This is a genomic window from Sporosarcina sp. NCCP-2716 (assembly GCF_023707985.1).
Lineage (GTDB): Bacteria > Bacillota > Bacilli > Bacillales_A > Planococcaceae > Sporosarcina.
The window spans coordinates 54048-72072 of record NZ_BRCF01000011.1 but is presented as its reverse complement, the minus strand read 5'-3'; the positions used below and the strand labels follow the sequence as shown (position 1 = coordinate 72072).

Here is an 18025-nt window from a genome sequence, read left to right as displayed (position 1 = left end):
ATGAGACGATGGAATGGACTGATCGAAGAATATAAGGAATGGCTGCCTGTCACGGAGAACACACCGGAACTGACTCTGCAAGAAGGCAACACGCCGCTGATCCATCTGAAAAACCTATCGGCCGAATGGGGAGTCAACCTGTACGTGAAGACGGAAGGGGCAAACCCGACTGGCTCCTTCAAGGATCGCGGCATGGTGATGGCCGTCGCAAAAGCAAAAGAAGAGGGCAAGACGACGCTCATCTGTGCATCGACCGGCAATACGTCGGCATCCGCTGCCGCTTACGGCGCACGGGCCGGTATGCGGACGATCGTCGTCATCCCGGAAGGCCGGATCGCCCTTGGCAAGCTCGCCCAGGCGAAAATGTACGGGGCGGAAATCCTTGAGATTGAAGGTAATTTCGATGAAGCTCTGCAAATGGTGCGGGAAGCGGGCGGCGGGGAAATCGCGCTCGTCAATTCAGTGAATCCGTACCGCCTGGAAGGGCAGAAGACGATCGCTATCGAGACGATCGAACAGCTTGGTGCTGTTCCGGACATCTTTGCGCTGCCCGTCGGCAACGCCGGCAACATCTCCGCAGCGTGGAAAGGGTTCACGGAATTCGCAGAGAAGAAAGGCGTCAGCCGGCCGAAACTGCTTGGCGTTCAGGCAGACGGTGCCGCACCGATCGTCTACGGCCGTGTGTTCAATGAGCCGGAAACAGTGGCGACGGCGATCCGGATCGGCAATCCTGCCAGCTGGCAGCTCGCGGAAACTGCGCTCGAACAGTCCGAAGGCCACATTTTGTCGGTGACCGATGAGGAAATCTTGGAAGCATACAGCCTGCTCGCTGCAACGGACGGCGTCTTCGCCGAACCAGCCTCATGCGCAACGATCGCCGGCCTGAAAAAACGGATCGAAGCCGGAGAAATCGAGAAAGGGACGACGATTGTCGGTGTCCTGACAGGCAACGGCCTGAAAGATCCGGAAACGGCGATCCGCGTCAATGACGGCAAACCGTTCATGACCCGTGCGGAATTCGAAGCGTTCGCGGCAGAGCTGAAGAAGGAGTCCAAGTGATGGGTGGGCCGATCACTGTCCGCGTGCCAGCTACGACCGCGAACCTCGGGCCGGGATTCGACAGCATCGCCATGGCACTGTCCCTCTGGATGACCGTGGGAGCGACACCCGCCGATCGCTGGAGCGTCGTCTATGAAGACGAAGCGATGCAGGGACTGCCGACGGATGACACGAACCTGATCGTCCAGACGATCGGCCGGGTCGTCCGCCGGGCAGGAAAGAAGGACATTCCCTGCACACTGCGGGTCACGTCGGACATCCCGCTCGGCAAAGGGCTCGGCAGCAGCGCCGCAGCCATTGCGGCTGGCATCGAAATCGCCGACCGCCTGCACGAGCTGCAGCTGAAACGCAAAGAGAAGATGTGGTTTGGCGCAAGCATCGAAGGGCACGCGGACAACGTCACCGCCGCAATTGCAGGGGGCGTCACCGTCTCGTTCTATGACGGAAGCTCACTCGAAGTGCTGGCATTCGATGCACCCGACATTGGCGGCGTCGTGCTCGTCCCGCCCGTCATGATGAAAACCGGCGACTCCCGCGGCCTGCTGCCGGCACAGCTGGATCATAAGAAAGCGACGGAAGGCAGTGCCGCCAGCAGCCTCATGGCAGCCGCACTCGCCACCGGCGACTGGCCGCTCGTCGGCCGCATGATGGACCGCGACATCTTCCACGAGCCGTACCGGAAAGACCGGTTCCCGGACTTCGATAAAATCCGGGAAGCCAGCCACAAGCACGGCGCCTACGGCATGACCCTGAGCGGCGCGGGTCCCTCCCTTTTCCTCGCCGTCCCGGCAGGCCGCGAGGATGAGATCGCCCGTACACTGGAAACCGCTTTTCCGTACTACAAGGCGATTGCAGTTAGGCCTGTGGTGGAGGGTTCGAGCGGGAATTGATATGGTGAAATTGAAAAGACATCCTAGCACTGTCCAGTCTACGTCGTTGTTACGGCAGGAGACGGTTGGGGCAGGGTGTTTTTTTGTTGGTTAAAATTGCAGGATAGAGAAATGAAAGAGGTCAGCTAACACGGTAAGAAGAAAACAAATTAAAATATTTGAACTATCTGGAAGTGATTATCAGGTTATGGTAGTATTATCTATAAAGATAGATGTGAGTTGTTCCGCAAACGGGCCATTTTATGTGGAATTGGTTCTCGACTATTGGAGGGATATTATGAATTTTATCTTTAGTAAAATGTCACAACAGCAGGTGGAAAATATTGCATCAAATTGGCATTATGAAGATGAATACTCTTTTTATGACGTGGATGCTGATGAGGAAGATTTAATCGAATTTTTGGATCCGAAACAAAGAGAGGACATCTATTATATTGTTAGGGAAGAGGATGAAGAAATCGGGTTCTTTAGTTTTGATTGCAAGGCGGGCGCAGTTGATATTGGGTTAGGAATGAAACCTGAATTGACTGGTCGGGGACTTGGTTTAGAGTTCTTTAAAGCTGGGCTGAAATTTGCTATATCCCAATTCACCCCTAATGAAATAACACTTTCCGTTGCCATTTTTAATGATAGGGCTATAAAGGTCTATAAAAAAGCAGGATTTGAACCTGGCGAAATCTTTATGCAGGATACAAATGGGAGTCGTTTTGAGTTTTTGAAAATGAAGTATGACTGCGTAAGTAAATAACTATAGATGGTAATATTCTTCTGCAAAAGGGCGCGTTTACGGAATTATGTTTGAATCAATTGCTTAGTTAATCGGAGTGGAAGCCGGCGACTCCGGGAGGATCAGCGGGACAGGTGGAACACCTAGCGAGCGAAGCGAGGAGTGTGGTTCACTGCCCGCCCTCCGGAACGCGTCCGGCTGCAACGCAGATTAACGGTTTCTAACCGCTTTCCTGCTAACTGGCGCGATTGTGAGTGCAATACAAATTTTTTAATTAGAATTAGTTGTAAATTCTGAAAACCGATGGTATAATATGAATATTACATTTGAAAGGTTGATGAATGGAGCATGATCAAATAATTCTATTTTACACGTAAAATGTATATGCATTTACACCTAAAATAGGATTAGTCTGTCCATTTATTATAATCTTTGGAAGCCTTAAATTAGGCTCGTTTATAATTAACTCTAATCCTTCTGAATCTTTTTCAGGGGGTTTTTTATTTGTATCTGCATATGCATTCAAATCTATTAATTGGGATGATTGAATGCACATTGTAAAGTCATTTCCAATGTCTATAGCAAGGAAATTGGAGGTAATAAGTATGCCTATTGAAATAAGAAATTTAACATTCGGCTTTGATATTTTAGAACGTCCATTATTCAACAATGTAAATCTTACAATTGATACAAAATGGCGTCTTGGTTTAATTGGAAGAAATGGTCGAGGGAAGACAACCTTATTAAAATTACTTATGAAAAAGATTCATCAAACTGGTGAAATTATAAGTGACGTTGAATTTGTTTATTTTCCATTGATGATCAAAAATAAGAACAACTTAACTTATTATGCGATTGATGAAATAATGCCATTAGAAATTTGGAAGCTTGAGCGAGAATGCCAATTGCTATCTTTAGATAAAGAAATTTTATGGCAACCATTTGATCAATTATCAGGGGGGGAGCAAACAAAAGTTTTGCTAGCTGCCCTCTTTTGTGAAGAAACACGCTTCCCGCTTTTAGATGAACCAACAAACCACCTAGATAGAGAAGCTAGGAATATTGTTGCTATGTATTTAAAGAAGAAAAAAGGATACATTGTGGTAAGCCATGATAGAACATTTTTGGATAAAGTAGTTGATCATATTTTAGCAATTGAAAGAAGTCAGTTAACCATCTATAAAAACAACTATTCTACCTACATGGAACAAAAAGAAATACAAGACCAACACGAACTTTCTCAAAACAAATCAATTAAATCCGAAATTGATCGCTTAAAAAGTACTGCAAGAGAAAAGTCAGATTGGGCAGTAAAGAAAGAAGGTTCAAGTAACGATGCCTTTGTTCGTGCACAGGCTGCCAAAATGATGAAACGATCAAAAGCAATTGAAAATAGAATGAATGCTCAAATAGAAGAGAAATCAAAACTTCTTCATAATGTTGAATCCGTTAGTAAGTTAATACTAAATAGTATGTCTAGTCATCGAAATCCAGTGCTTCGAGTGAAGAACTTTACAATAAGCTATGGAGATAAACCTTTATTCCAGCCAATTACATTTGAAGTTTTTCAAGGTGAACAAGTTGCCCTTGTTGGACCAAATGGTAGTGGAAAATCATCGATTATAAATTATTTATTAACTGAAGAAATTGACGGTACTCTAGAGGGTGAAATTTATATTCCGCAAGGTTTAATTACTAGTGGTATTTGCCAAAAATACGATCACAATATGGGGTTGCTAAAAGAGTTTTCAACAAATCATAAAATTGATTACACTATGTTATTAAATAATTTACGTATTTTAGGAATAGAACGTGATGTTTTTAATGTACCTATTGAATATATGAGTAATGGTCAGAAAAAGAAAGTGGAACTTGCTAAATCATTAGGAGTACTAGCTGAATTTTATCTTTGGGATGAGCCATTAAATTATTTAGATGTGTTTAACCAAATGCAGATTGAAACGATGATTTCAGAATATAAACCCACACTTTTATTTGTAGAGCACGATCAGTCATTTATTACTAATATTGCTACAAAAACCGTGGAGCTTGTTCCATACTAACAAGTTGACGTTTGATTTATTGAGTAACTCACTGTTAGTAACGGAGATAGTGGACTATTTCATTTATATTTAATGAAAAAAATTGAGGGGCTCATTGTAGAATCAACTTAGCCACCTAAATTCAGACAAAAAAATGCCACTATAAAATTTCGTGTATCATTGAGGTTGCGAGACTCACAATGAGAGGAAGTTTTATAATGGCACACCTTGAGAATACCATACAAAACCGGAAGAATAAACACCTGTCCCCCTATGAGCGAGGTCAAATCGCTGCCCTCCACAACGCCGGACATTCAAATCGAGACATCGGACGTCGCTTGGGACGACACCACCAAACGATTGCCAATGAATTAGAGCGCGGGACAACGACGCAGCTGAAGACCGGACGGACGCCCTATACGGCCTATTTCGCTGAGACAGGATAGGCGGTATACGAACGCAATCGGCTGAACTGTGGGGCGAAAAGCAAGCTGCTCACGGCCGGTGAGTTCATCGAGTTCGCCTGTGACCGGATCATCCATCATGGCTGGTCACCGGATGCCGTCATCGGCTTCGCCGGAAGACAAATCGGCTGGAAAGACAAACCCATGGTCTCTACGAAGACGCTGTACAACTACATCGACATGGACGTGCTGAGCGTCCGGAATATCGACTTGCCGATGAAAACCAGACGGAAAACAAAGACCCCGCGGGTCCGGGGGAACCGCCGCATCCTGGGCCGAGGCATTGCCGAACGCCCTGCTGAGGTGGAGGACCGGAACGAATTCGGTCACTGGGAGATCGACACAGTGGAAGGTCTGAAATCCGGCGATAATGCCTTGCTGACGCTCGTCGAGCGGAAGACCAGGAACTACTACGCCATCCTGATCGACGATCAGGATCACGACTCCGTTGACTATGCCCTGACTCAATTACGGGAGGACTTCGGGGACTTGTTCCCAGAAGTCTTCAAGACCATCACGTCCGACAATGGAAGTGAATTCTCCGGTCTCACCAAAGGGTTACACGGCATCACAGACGTCTATTTCTGCCATCCTTATTCCCCTTATGAGCGAGGATCGAATGAGCGCCACAACGGTCTTCTGAGACGTTACATTCCGAAAGGAAAAGCGATATCCGATTACTCTCCGGAGGCCATTAAACGCACCTACCAGACACTTAATCAGTTACCGAGAAAAATCCTGGATTACCGCCAGCCAGCCGTTCTGTTTGAGGAAGAGGTATCGAAACTAGAAGAGAAACTCAGAAACAAAGTCAAGGTCAAAACAGCTAGTTAAGAGTGGGGTGGAAAGTATCCCCATCAGTGAATACGCTGGAATTTATCTAAGTGGCTAATTTATTATTGCAATTTAGGAAAAAAATTGAGGTATGAAATTAGAATCAATTCATTAATTTCGGAGTAATGAATTGAACCCTAACGGTGGATACTTTTAAAAAAGTATTTAATACTTCTTCAATCGGAGAGCCATTATGGCATACAGAATCAACGCATATTCAGTAATAGGGCGCGATTGTAGCTTTATGATCGGGTCGAAATCACAAGCTGTCAATAAATTTAGTAAGAGAAGGGTTGGGTTATATTTTGAATGAATTAGAGTTACAAGACTGGAATTCTCTCGTAAATAAAGTTGGGGAGGTTGCAGATAATCTGCATGAAGTAGGAAAAGTTGGAGACTACATACGTGCACTTAATAGTACATTGCAGACTACAAATTTTATTCTTGGTATTATTGCCGTATCTTTGATTGCTCTAATTGCTATTAAACTTTTTAAGTCCAAATAAATTATTCAATTAATAAGCATGATTGCGGGAAAGCAATTCGTATCCGTTCTGCAAACGGGCCACTATATGGCATAGAGCTATAAAAATAAAGTGGTGCAATGCGACTATATGAATGATAATTATTAAGGAGAACTGATTCAAAATCAACTGGAGAATTAGGCCAGTCAGTTGTTTTCGGAGATGAGTCGAAATAGTTATTAATACAGTCCGATTTTTGGGGAAAGGGAGTTAAGTTGAAGAAAATAATCATTTTATTATTTACAATTATGCTTTTAACAGCTTGTTCAGAGGCTGCGCCCAACAATCATATATTTACCGGGGAAAGCGAGCATTGGGAAGCTGAGTACACCTATAATGGTATAGAAAATTGGGGAGAAAAAGACGAGCAGAAAACAGACTCGAACGCATATCATTTCAGATTCGTACTAAAATACAAAGGTTCTTTAGAAGAGCTGTCTTCATTACAAAAAATTGAATACTCCTATGAAACTAATGGTGATTATGGGAGCGACACTGAAGAATTCGCGCAGCCCCTAGTGTCAGGGATTTTTGCGCTTTCAGGAAGTTCAGAAAGCAGGGAAAAAGTACTTGAAGATGCAGTTATCAAAGTAAATGTGAGATGGGACGGCTTTGAGGAGTCATTTGTACTGCAAAATAATAGTAAGTAAATATATTAAATCAGTGGGCCAAATTGATAAAATAAAAGAATACTAAAAAGTCAAAGGGAAATATAGGAGGATTTAACTTGAAGCGTTTTGGTATAGGTGTTCTTGTAGTAATAGTTACCTTGTTAGCTATGTTTTTCTTTCTCGAAGTTAGCTAATCATCTACAACAAAAGGGCGCGATTATTGAAAACTTTTCGCCTAGCTTTTTTAAATGTTGATTAGGTGATAGAATTACAGTAGCAGCTACATACAGCGGATGGGCGGTTGGCACTCCCTTGTGAAAGGGGGTGTTTATATGGTGACATACGAAGCGATGAACATGCTATTCCAATTTGGAATGTTCTTGGCGGCAATGCTAACAGCTATCGTCGCGATGATTGCTCTATCCACCAATAGAAAAAAGTAACCACCCTCCGCTACGACCCAAGTAGATGAGATGGTTACTTTTTCAGTTCAAACATCTTTTCAACTGGTCAGCCGCACTTCATGCGGATGTCAGCTGCATTGACCGGGTGTTCGCGCACTCGGTCTTTTTTAGTATATCTCCACTTTACCACAGTTATGCGGATAATACACTTCTTTAAGTGATACAAATTAATGTGTTCTGTTAGTGATGGATTATACCGGAATATGATCACTATCAATAAGGTATAGAACTTTACCAATATGCGGTACAATAATAGAAATACTCTACGTGTATACTTGGGGGGTTACTTATTTGTTTGAAGTTATTAATAAAAAGAAGGCACAATTAGATGCGGCTCGTCCCTTACCTACATATACATTGAGAAGTTTACGGGAAAAGTTATTTCTAGAATGGACCTATAACTCGAATGCGATTGAAGGAAACACCTTAACCCTGAACGAAACGAAAGTGGTTCTTGAAGGAATTACAATCGGTGGTAAGACACTGAGAGAGCATTTGGAGGTTATCAATCATCGGGATGCCATTAGTTATGTTGAAGAAATTGTCCAAAAGAACGAACCTCTTTCTGAATGGCAAATAAAAAATTTACACCGGTTGGTACTTAAAGGAATTCATGAAGAGTATGCGGGTGTTTACCGTGAAGAGCAAGTCTTTATATCAGGTGCCGCACATATACCACCAGCTCATTATCTGATCCAAGAAAGAATGGAACAAATGATGAATTGGTATCGTAACGAAGGAATTCACCTTCATCCTGTTGAGCGTGGCGCGATGTTACATGCTATTTTTGTTGGCATCCATCCTTTTATAGATGGAAATGGACGAACTTCTAGACTTTTGCTGAATTTAGAAGTAATGAAAGATGGATTTCCTCCTGTCATCATTAAGGTGGAAAATCGATTGGCCTATTATGAAGCGCTTGACAAAGCACATACGACAGAAGATTATAGCGATTTTATAGCATTAGTAGAACGCGAAGTAGAAGACTCTCTTGACTTATATCTAAGTACAATCAGTTAAAAAGCATCTTTATGAGGTGCTTTTTGCAACCAATAGTTGTGCTCCAATCTCGCCGCATCTTTCCATTTCCAACTAACGGGTGCTATTGCGAAATAACCAACCTACCCACTCCCGCTTCATTCAAATATCAAAGACAAAACCGGCCGGAACAGTGCATGACCACTGTTTCTGCCGGTTTTTTAGCATGCTTGTGCATTACTCTGACACCTCATAAACTTTATTGTCCAAGTAAAAACCAAAAAATTTAAATCCTTTCCCCGTCCAGGCGTGTTATATAGAAGTATGGAGGTTGGATCATGTATGAGGATGACGCGGTGTTGATCAGCGCGATACAGCAAGGGGACGAGGACGCAATGGCGAAACTGGTGCGGCGTTATTACGATGAGATCTTCCGGTATATTTACCGTCTTGGGAGTCCGTATGAGGAAGCGAAGGATCTGACGCAGGAGACGTTTGTCGCGATGCTGCAGGCCTTGCCTGCTTACCAAGAGAAAGGGACGTTCAAAGCGTGGCTTTACAGGATCGCGCGGAACCGGGCGATGAATTACGTCACGCGGACGAGGCGTCCGGTCGAATTCACGGACGAGCATGCTTCGATGCACCAGGAGCCGGAACTGGAGGAACAGTTCTCTAACCGTTCCGAAGTGCAGGAGCTTCTTGAGACCCTTCCTGCGAAACAACGGGATGCGCTGATTTTGAAGTATTACCATGGTTTCACGGCGAAAGAGATTGCAGCCATCACGAAGACGACTTTACCGTCAGTGAAATCGAGACTGTTCCAAGGGCTGCAGAAACTGCGGAAACGAGCAAAGGGGGTTATGGAGTGAAACAAGGTACACATGAAGATGATCATCTGCGCCGCTGGCTGCATGACGACGTTCCTCCTGTCATTCATGAACAGGACAGGGAGGCGGCCATTGACTACTTGAAGTCGTACATGCCTGTCCCGCAAGAAAATACGGCAGCCGTCATGAAGCAACTGGTCCGGCAATCCTTCCAGGATCTTTGGGGGCATTTCGCTGTCCAGCTGGGCCTCCTGGTGATAGCGCTGATGGGGGCCGTCACCTTCATTCCCGGCACCAAGGAGCAATGGCTCTTATTCATTCTGTCCGCGCCCGCTCCCGTATTCGTAGCAGGGTGGCATCTCGTACATACACAGACCAAGGATATGGTGGAACTGGAACAGACGTTTATCTTCTCGTTCCAGCAGGTCCTGTTTTCCAAATTGGTGTCCATCTGTCTGGGGAGTCTGGTCCTCTACAGCGGGTCCTTATTGTACGCGGCGTCCATTCAGAAAGCGGGTCTCTTCCTGTTGTCGTTCCATATTGCGGTAACAGGGATCACACCGATCTTGCTGTTCTGTGTCATTCTGCTGGCGATCAGCACGAAGTACCGGTATCCGCTGTCATGGACAGTCATTTTGCTGGTGTGGGTCTCGTTCCTCTTACTTTCCATTTACACGCCGATCGGCTCATGGCTGCTGTCGGTCCATACCCTGGTTTTCTTAGCGGTCAATATCGGGCTGGTGGTTGTCTTCATACGACAGCTGACCAAACTTTGGAGAATGGAGCGATTACCGGATGGGATTTAGTAAACTAGCGTGGGTGGAAGGAAAAAAATTATTCTCACAGCGTGAGCTCTATATCGCTCTTTTCCTATGCACCCTTCTATTTGTAATGAACGTGAACGCATTGCCCGATTCTCCACAATCGGTCGTATTCTGGCAAGAGATGGCCTCTGTCATGCCCTACTTCGGCTATATGATGATTGCGATAATCGTAGTCGTTGGTGTTTCCCGGTGCATGCCTTTTGAACGGGAACAGGAGATGGAGGAAGTGTTGGTCACATACAAGGGAGGGCGTGTGCAGCTGTTGGCCGTGAAACAATTCGTCCTCTTCTTCTTTTGTGTATCGATCGTGTTGTTTTACTACGGAATTGCAAGTATCGTTCTGCTTGCCTACGCCTCGCCAACGGGGCTGTTTACACAAATGGGTGAGAGTGCCCCCAATTACCTTAGTCCGAATCCAAACTGGACATTTGCAAAGCTCATGCTATTGGAGGGCGGCTATATGGTAGTGGCAAGTTATATTTTCGCCCTGTTCGTCTTTCTCCTATCGTTATTCATCAAACGCAGTGTGTTCATCATGCTGACAGCCGGCGGAATTTTTGCTTTAGGAGAACTTTATGAAAAGTATATTTTTTACTATATTCAAACCATGTCCGGCATCGATTACTTGGTGTATGGTTACACATATGGATTGAACGGTATTATGAGCTTCGGATATTTAGAAAGGTATGTCGTGTTTTCAAATAGAGAGGTTTTACTCTTGTTCCTCTGCCTGGCTGCAGGCTTGTTTGTAGTGAATCTTCTACTAGGGAGGCGTCGGATCCGTGTTGCCCTGGGAAATTAAAAAAATAGTCAGGAACAAATGGGGGCTCCCGGCAGTCCTCGCCGTATGTGGATTATGGAGTGTGATGATCTATTTTGCTGCCCAAAAAAGCCCGGCACAGGTCTTGGCAACAGCTAACTCGTTCTGGCATGTCCTCGGCACACTGTCGATCGGCTTCCTGATCCTTGCGATGACTGCGAAGGTATTCATCCTGGACAAAGAAGAGGGAGTGCAGGAAGTCATTCTCACGGCCCGGCATGGGAGAACGAAGGTCTTTCTGGCACGGCTGGGAGCTGCCGGCCTCTGTGCACTATTCTTGGTCTTCCTATTGACAGCGATTCAGCTGGCAGGGGCTGCTTTGGCAGCATCACCTGGGGAATTCACCGAAGTCGTAAGGGAATGTGCAGCCGGCCTGCCGTACGTACTGGCGGGAAGTGTCCTGTTCTCGATCTTTGCCGCCTGTGTTTGTGCCATTTTCCAGTCACACACGAGTACCGTGATCCTATGCGGCTTACTGTATGGACTGACCTTTTTGCTGAGAGGAAACCTGTTAACGGACTTCTCCATAGAATGGTTTTTGGAAAAAGGATTCTTTTCGTATCCGATACGGGCACATGAAATTAGTACCGAACCCCATCTGCCGCAATTGGTGATTTGGTATATGATGCTGATCGCCGGCACTGTGTTGTTGACGAGAAAACTACAAGGGAGGAGACATGAACTGTGACTCTGAAAATAGAAAAAGTGAGCCACCTATACAAAGACCAGGAGGCGCTAAAATCGATTGACTGCGAATTATCTCCGGGAATCTACGGATTGCTCGGGCCAAACGGAGCAGGCAAATCGACACTTCTGCGTATCCTCGTGGACGTCCTGGCGCCAACGAACGGACGGGTTCTTTACAACAATCGTTCCATCACAGCACTTGGCGCCTCGTATCGTGAACAGCTCGGCTACTTGCCGCAAGAATTCCAGGGATACAGTCAGTTCACAGCTGAAGAATTTTTGAAGTACGTGGCAAACTTGAAAGGGCTCGATGCCAAAACAGCCCGAGTGCGTGTGAAACACGTCTTGGCATTGGTCGGCCTGACGGGCGCAAGCCGGAAAAAACTGAAAGGCTATTCGGGCGGGATGAGACGTAGAGTCGGAATCGCTCAGGCCCTGTTGAACAACCCGAAAGTCCTTATCCTGGACGAGCCGACAGCCGGTCTGGACCCAAGCGAACGGATCCGACTGCGGGGAATCCTCTCCCAGTTGGCGCAAGATACAATCATCATCCTCTCGACACACATCGTGTCGGATATCGAATACGTCGCCGATGAAGTGCTCCTGTTAAAAGAAGGCCAGCTCATCGAAAAAGCGTCCCCCCGTAAGCTGCTGGCCAAGTTGGACCGCCAAGTATGGACGGTGCAAGTGCCGCATAACGAACTGCGAACGTACACGACGGCCTACCCGGTCTCCAACCTGCAGCTGCAAGAGGGATATGTGGACATTCGTATCGTTTCACAAGCAAAGCCCCATGACGCCGCTCAACAGGCAGAACCGAGGATGGAAGATCTGTATGTGTATTATTTTGGCAGTGAGGATACGAGCAGCAGTTGAGTGGGTAAAATTAAAAAGACATCTTGGCAGCATCAGTCTCCGTCGCTTTTATGGCAGAAAACTGTAAGGTCAGGTGTCTTTTTTTATTGTGGATGGCAATGTTGGCAGAAGATCGATAGGGTATGGTTGATGGGAGGGGAAATAGACATTTTGATATTGGAGAAAGTTTTGGAAGTGATACACGCAATGCTATAATTTAGCACGCGTGTTGATTAACCAATATTATACAGGTTTCCTGTCTTCAGTCTCTGCTGCCACTCTAGCTGCTCCCTGATCTCCAAACGCCATTCAATCGGCAATTCATCACAAAGAAGCAGGCGCAAAAAGCCCGCAAATGAAAGCGATTTGCAGTATAATCCCTTGGCCGCTTGCGTGTGTAAGAACTTTAGGAGAACGTAGGCGATCAGTGCGGCGAATAGCTGATTGAATACGGCATTTTTCGTGGTTCCATAGAGGATCGGTACGTTTAGGTTTTGCTTCACCCAGCGGAAGAAGGATTCGATAGCCCAGCGAGATTTGTACATATCGGCAACCTCATCAGCCGTCACGCCTCTTAGGCTCGTGATGACGCTAAGGGTCTTTCCCTCGTAATCTAGAAACTGCACGACGCGGTGGCGTTGCTGGGTCTGTTTTTGGGGGGGGCCGAGCGTGCAAGTGAAGTCGGCGGTCACATTCGAGTCCTTCGGACGGCTGCCTTGGAGCGATTTCTTTCGGTTCAACTGGATATTGTCCTTCAGGCGGAAGACGAAATCCTGCCCATTCTCCAGGTAGTCATCTACTTTATCGATCGAAAAGTAAGCTCGGTCCCCCACCAGGATAAACCGTGGATCTTCCAGCTCTTTTCCGATGGGTCCGTCATGCTTCAATCCAGTCGTTTCCACCACTCGAAGAGGCATGTCGGTTTCATTCGTAAATGCGACATGTAGTTTGATCCCCGCTCGTTCCCCGTGATACAGTGCCCAAGGCAACCGAGTTTTCCCGACTGTAATCGTAGTGGAATCAATGGAGAGAAGCGTTTTGGGAAGCTTCAGATTTCGACGAGCTGACCGGTTCAGTTTGCCGATGAACTCGTCCAGTATGCGCTTCAAGATGGCATACTCAAGCCCTTTCAAATGCTTAGAAAGAGATGAGTAATCAACGGACGTCAGTCCGATACTTTTCCCAACATCTGCGGCATGACGTAAGCTATTCCATTCGTTCGCAGCTGAGTGGATGAGATACGAAAGAAGGACAGAAACCGGACATTTTCGAGCTGTTTCCTCATACTGAAACTCGTTCAAGATTGCCTGAAGATCTTTTTCTGGTAGAAAGCTTTCAATCAGTGTTTGGAGCGTGGTATTCTTATTCATGAGAGATGACCTCGTTTCGTAAATGTTTGTCTGGTAACTTACATTTTACGTGAGGCATCTCTTTTTTGCATTTATTTTGATGGAACTATTTGGTTAATCAACAGGCGTGAGCGAAAAATAAATTTAAGTTATTTCAACGGAGTTAGAATCTATGAACTCCGATCTTTCGGATCCTTATAATGACCGCGACAATAAATTGCCTATCTATCAATTGTATATTGTAAATACTGTTCGAAATGCTAATCCTGTTACCTAGCGAGCAAGTAAAGTTTATGATTGCATCCAAGTCCTTCAAACTATACACCTTAAACAAATTTCTTTCTCCGACATATAAAGAAGGTAGTTAAAATACAAAAAGTACCTATTATTCCTAATATAATGGATGTTAAATATAAACCTGGCGTAGGTGAATTAGATAAAAAGAACATAATACCTATAGAGATAAAAGAAAATAGAATAAGAAATGAAATTTTCAATGACACATTTTTTATTCTCAGTATTAATAAAAAAAATATTAGAAAAAAAGAAATTAGCATACAAATAGGGTAAAAAGGCAAAAATTTAGCAGCATAAATGAAATAATCCCAGAATAACACTTGACTAGTATTTTTGACTTCACCGTTTGCTAATTGTGAAAAAATAGCAGTATTTTTCCAATCCCACGGTTTATTTAAAATTTCAGATCCTTCATACAAACTTGCCAAAGTTGAAAATATAAAAATAAATATAAGAATAAGAATATATATTAATCTAATTGCGATGCACTCCTTTTACTTTATATTTGTAATTACACTACAATTAAACCATAAAGTAATTTAATTTACAAACTATTTGTTGACTTGTAAAATTTTTCATTGTAAAGTGGTGGTGATTAATAAAAAAGGAGATGTATAAGTATGAAGAAAATCTTTTTAACATTATCCACAGTTTTCATCGCTGCAATTATTGTCTATATGCCACAAAGTGCAAAGGCTAGTGAGGATTTTGAATTACCTAGGTTTTATAATGCTGATAATCAAGAGATCTTCCCTTACAATCAAAAAGAATATGCAGAGAAGGTTAACGCTATTTTTAATGGAGGAGAGGACCTAAAATCTAACCTATTGTCAACAGTATATTCAATTCCAAAGTATTATGATGACTTTGGTCCTGGTAGTTTCACGAATTTTGTATGGATTAGAAAAGGTAAACTTTATAAGAATCCTCTGTATGTGAACGTTGAAAGAATTAACAGGACAACGGGTTTAGCAATTTATTATTATAATAGTGGGAATAGCTATGAAGGTAAAACTGTTTTCCCTAAATACGGTAACATATGGCACGCCGCTACTGTTGATTATTTGCCGCGTGGAAAGTCATACAAATTTAAATTGGTTAGCGAAAGTGGAGAATTAGCTCAGGTGAAGCAAGGAGAAGTAGGATACAATAATTAAATGACATTCATACTTTATGATGTAACTGAAAGAGAGAACAAGCTGTCAAATTGACGAAATCAGACTAAATCTGAAGTTTTAATTAAAGATATCTAATTATTTTTAACTGTAGACAAAAGGGTTGGAAATCGTTACGATTTCCAACCCTTTTGTGTTTTCTGATTCTAAATCAGCAGAGGAGAAACCGGCCGTTGATTTCCGTTCCGGGCGAACGTTTTCCGGTTCGCTTGCCCTCAGCCAAGCGAACCGTGAAGTGTTCGCTTTGCCGTATTTCTGTGTACTATACAGAAATCAAGGCATCAGGCTGCTCCTAACGCTTCGCTTATAGTCGCAAGAGCTGTTCTTCGTGACAGCTCTTCCTGCGGGGTCTTTGCGCTGCGCTGATCCCCCAGGAGTCGCCGCCCTGCACTCCAATCAACTAGGTGTCTCGCAGGACACTTAGGTTGTAGATGGGCCTCCCTGGACAGGCGGTCTCCATGTCCAGCTGGCAAGTTTCTTCAGATTTTGCGCAGCAAAAGAAAGCATCGCCTGCATGGACAATTTTTTAAGACCCCTCAGGGTTGTCCATCGCATCCAATGCTTCTCTTTCGCATCGGCAAAGACATGTTCAACCGTCTCTTTCCGCTTCTCATAGATTTCTTTGATCTCGTAGTAGTGTCTCAAGTCCTCTGCAACGTCCAGATAGTCCTGCCAAATATGCCGCTGGATCATCTTTTGCTTGTTCTTACTTTGCATACATTGCTCAATTACCGGGCACGCGGCACAGATAGAGGGAGAGGAAGCGTGGGCTGCCGCAAGGCAGCTTTTTGAAAATAAGACTTGTTCCGCGCGTTGTGCGTCTCTGTGGGCCGGAATGCCCTCAGTGTCCTCAGATCGTTCGGTGAAATTGTTAGTTGGACAATCCTCCTGTTGACAAACCATTTCCGTGAAAGGATGAGGAGATTTACTGGCTGCTCCCTAATTGGCAAAACCTGAACGAGTCGAATGTAACGGCTATGGGTTTGTAAGAGCAGTTGGAGCAGCTAGGATAGATAGCAGATGCCCGGTTGCTTTTCACGGCAATTAGTAAGGACTCTTCTTATCGAGAAACGTGCATCAACTCCATATGGGGTGCAGGTGGTGACCAGGGATTCATGGGGCATACCTCCTCTGAATAGTTTAGTAGACAAATATCCAGTTTAGGTGGCCACCAAACCTCGTAAGAAACACTTCAGGAAAGAAGAAATACTATGGACGTTTGGCAATCAACAAGTTATTACGACAATAGGTGTATTAACCCAATATCCTATTCCAGAAGAGTTGAAAGGAGAAAAAGTGACAGTTGAAAATGGAAAGGAAGCATTTATTTACAGAGATACGTATCAGAACAACTTTTTGTACTACTATGATACGGACAAAGTAATCGTGGTTTCGGGGAAAGTTAGCAGATCAGCTATTAATGAACTGACCTATACACTTCCATCTGTCCCGATGCGAGTTTTCCAGGTAACAAAACGAGAGATCACCAGTTAGGCTATCGGCGTTTTGTGAGATGACCTTCTTTTAATTGCACGCTGGCCAGCGCATTCGTCGCACACCTATAGGAGCCATTAATAAATTTTCCTTAAAGCCCGCCTCCGTAACCTGCATTACAAATGTACCGTATACCGAGCAACTTCTTCTTCCACCATACGCAGCAGACCTTCTTCCTCCAATACCTCCAACATTGTTATCCCTTTAGCAATCCAATACTGCCCATCTTCTTCCAACATTTGTAGGCATATCCCTTTCCGTACATAGCAGACCGACAACTGCAGGAAGGCTTTTTGTTGTTTGGCGTAGGGAATGGCTGCTTCCACCTCATCCTGCGCCTCGGCGAACCTGTTTTCTTTCATCAGCAGCAGCGAGATATTAACACTGAAATTCAAATGCAGCCTGGGCACTTTCGGAAACTGTTTGTAGCGCGCCAGACTGGACTCCGCCAGCTTGCGCATCTGCAGCATCGTTTCAAGAGGAAAAAGATAATAGATGGCATTCAGCAAATACAGATCCGTAAGATAGAATTGATTTTTAACAGACAGTCGTTCCCAAACACTGGTGACAGAGGTTTTGAGCAAATCATCATCACTTGTAGAGATAAACAAAAGCAACCCTTCAAACAAAGTTTGGACGTCCCTAACTAATAGATCTTCATCGATGTCCAAATAGTCCTCTGCCAAACGCATAAGCTCGGTCAATCGCACCTCATCATTATAGGAAATCGAGGTGAATGAGCTGATAATCCGGTTCTTTGTAGTCAGACAGAAGTCGTTATGAATATAGAGAAACTCGTCCATTGAGACTTCTAATTTCTCTAAAATCTTGACTAACAAGAAAAACGAAATGTCCGTCTTGTTCAGCTCGAACTTTGAATAAGCACTTTGTGTCATGATGCCGTCGGTCACATAGCGCTGCGAATAATTTTTGTCTGTTCTAATTTTCCGTATTGTAGAGCCGATTGTTCTGTCCACCTATCATCTCTCCGTTTATAGTCATTTACGACTGTTTTAATTTATTGTAACCAAATTGAAGTAGAATGACAAAGAGTGGAATTAATACATAATCTGAAAGAGGTGGATGTCATGACCGGAATTATAA

General features: G+C 44.4%; 16 protein-coding genes and 2 pseudogenes. 14 read left to right on the top strand and 4 right to left on the bottom strand.

Translation table 11 applies throughout. The features are described 5' to 3' along the window. From thrC to NFU03_RS14655, 13 genes and pseudogenes are all read left to right on the top strand, one after another. Entirely contained in the window at positions 1–1059 is a 1059-nt protein-coding gene (thrC, locus tag NFU03_RS14715) for a threonine synthase (RefSeq protein WP_251639874.1), read from the top strand. Beyond that, positions 1059–1949 (top strand): homoserine kinase, encoded by an 891-nt coding sequence (thrB, locus tag NFU03_RS14710; protein WP_251639873.1) that lies wholly within the window; start codon positions 1059–1061, stop codon positions 1947–1949. Before thrC ends, thrB begins: the two co-directional genes overlap by 1 nt. A 277-nt stretch (positions 1950–2226) precedes the next feature. After that, positions 2227–2697: a GNAT family N-acetyltransferase gene (locus NFU03_RS14705; RefSeq protein WP_251639872.1), complete on the top strand. Its 471-nt coding sequence runs from the start codon at positions 2227–2229 to the stop codon at positions 2695–2697. 584 nt (positions 2698–3281) lie between these two features. Next, entirely contained in the window at positions 3282–4739 is a 1458-nt protein-coding gene (gene abc-f, locus NFU03_RS14700) for a ribosomal protection-like ABC-F family protein (protein WP_251639871.1), read from the top strand. Between the two features lie 197 nt (positions 4740–4936). Then, positions 4937–6016 (top strand): annotated as a pseudogene (locus tag NFU03_RS14695) (IS30 family transposase). A 739-nt stretch (positions 6017–6755) separates the two neighbouring features. Then, positions 6756–7190 carry a hypothetical protein gene (locus tag NFU03_RS14690; RefSeq protein WP_251639870.1) on the top strand — a complete coding sequence of 145 codons (435 nt, stop codon included), beginning with the start codon at positions 6756–6758 and terminating at the stop codon, positions 7188–7190. Between the two features lie 293 nt (positions 7191–7483). Next, complete coding sequence (locus NFU03_RS14685; RefSeq protein ID WP_251639869.1) at positions 7484–7594, top strand: putative holin-like toxin; 111 nt, start codon at positions 7484–7486, stop codon at positions 7592–7594. Between the two features lie 312 nt (positions 7595–7906). Further along, positions 7907–8635 carry a Fic family protein gene (locus NFU03_RS14680; RefSeq protein ID WP_251639868.1) on the top strand — a complete coding sequence of 243 codons (729 nt, stop codon included), beginning with the start codon at positions 7907–7909 and terminating at the stop codon, positions 8633–8635. 296 nt (positions 8636–8931) lie between these two features. Beyond that, positions 8932–9462 carry an RNA polymerase sigma factor gene (locus NFU03_RS14675; RefSeq protein WP_251639867.1) on the top strand — a complete coding sequence of 177 codons (531 nt, stop codon included), beginning with the start codon at positions 8932–8934 and terminating at the stop codon, positions 9460–9462. Beyond that, positions 9459–10226 carry a hypothetical protein gene (locus NFU03_RS14670; protein WP_251639866.1) on the top strand — a complete coding sequence of 256 codons (768 nt, stop codon included), beginning with the start codon at positions 9459–9461 and terminating at the stop codon, positions 10224–10226. Before NFU03_RS14675 ends, NFU03_RS14670 begins: the two co-directional genes overlap by 4 nt. After that, a complete protein-coding gene (locus tag NFU03_RS14665) occupies positions 10216–11046 on the top strand; it encodes a hypothetical protein (protein ID WP_251639865.1) in 831 nt (276 codons plus the stop codon). The genes NFU03_RS14670 and NFU03_RS14665 overlap by 11 nt, the downstream gene beginning before the upstream one ends. Before the next feature lie 61 nt (positions 11047–11107). Continuing rightward, on the top strand, positions 11108–11752 hold the full coding sequence (locus NFU03_RS14660; protein ID WP_251639864.1) for a hypothetical protein: 645 nt from the start codon (positions 11108–11110) through the stop codon (positions 11750–11752). After that, entirely contained in the window at positions 11749–12627 is an 879-nt protein-coding gene (locus tag NFU03_RS14655; protein ID WP_251639863.1) for an ABC transporter ATP-binding protein, read from the top strand. Before NFU03_RS14660 ends, NFU03_RS14655 begins: the two co-directional genes overlap by 4 nt. 212 nt (positions 12628–12839) lie before the next feature. On the opposite strand, the gene NFU03_RS14650 is transcribed toward NFU03_RS14655, so the two are convergent. Both NFU03_RS14650 and NFU03_RS15800 read right to left on the bottom strand, forming a co-directional pair. Then, positions 12840–13976 (bottom strand): IS4 family transposase, encoded by a 1137-nt coding sequence (locus NFU03_RS14650; protein ID WP_251639862.1) that lies wholly within the window; start codon positions 13974–13976, stop codon positions 12840–12842. Between the two features lie 305 nt (positions 13977–14281). Next, positions 14282–14710 (bottom strand): DUF4306 domain-containing protein, encoded by a 429-nt coding sequence (locus tag NFU03_RS15800; protein ID WP_398290505.1) that lies wholly within the window; start codon positions 14708–14710, stop codon positions 14282–14284. Positions 14711–14872: 162 nt separating this feature from the next. On the opposite strand from NFU03_RS15800, the gene NFU03_RS14645 reads away from it, so the two are divergent. Then, positions 14873–15409, top strand: coding sequence for a hypothetical protein (locus NFU03_RS14645; RefSeq protein ID WP_251639861.1), 537 nt, complete (start codon positions 14873–14875; stop codon positions 15407–15409). 438 nt (positions 15410–15847) lie between these two features. On the opposite strand, the pseudogene NFU03_RS14640 reads toward NFU03_RS14645, so the two are convergent. Beyond that, positions 15848–16195, bottom strand: a pseudogene (locus tag NFU03_RS14640) (transposase); the annotation flags it as partial. A gap of 842 nt (positions 16196–17037) precedes the next feature. Continuing rightward, the gene (locus NFU03_RS14635) at positions 17038–17898 is read right to left on the bottom strand and encodes a helix-turn-helix domain-containing protein (protein ID WP_251639860.1); all 861 of its coding nucleotides are present in this window, start codon (positions 17896–17898) and stop codon (positions 17038–17040) included. Positions 17899–18025: the final 127 nt, after the last annotated feature.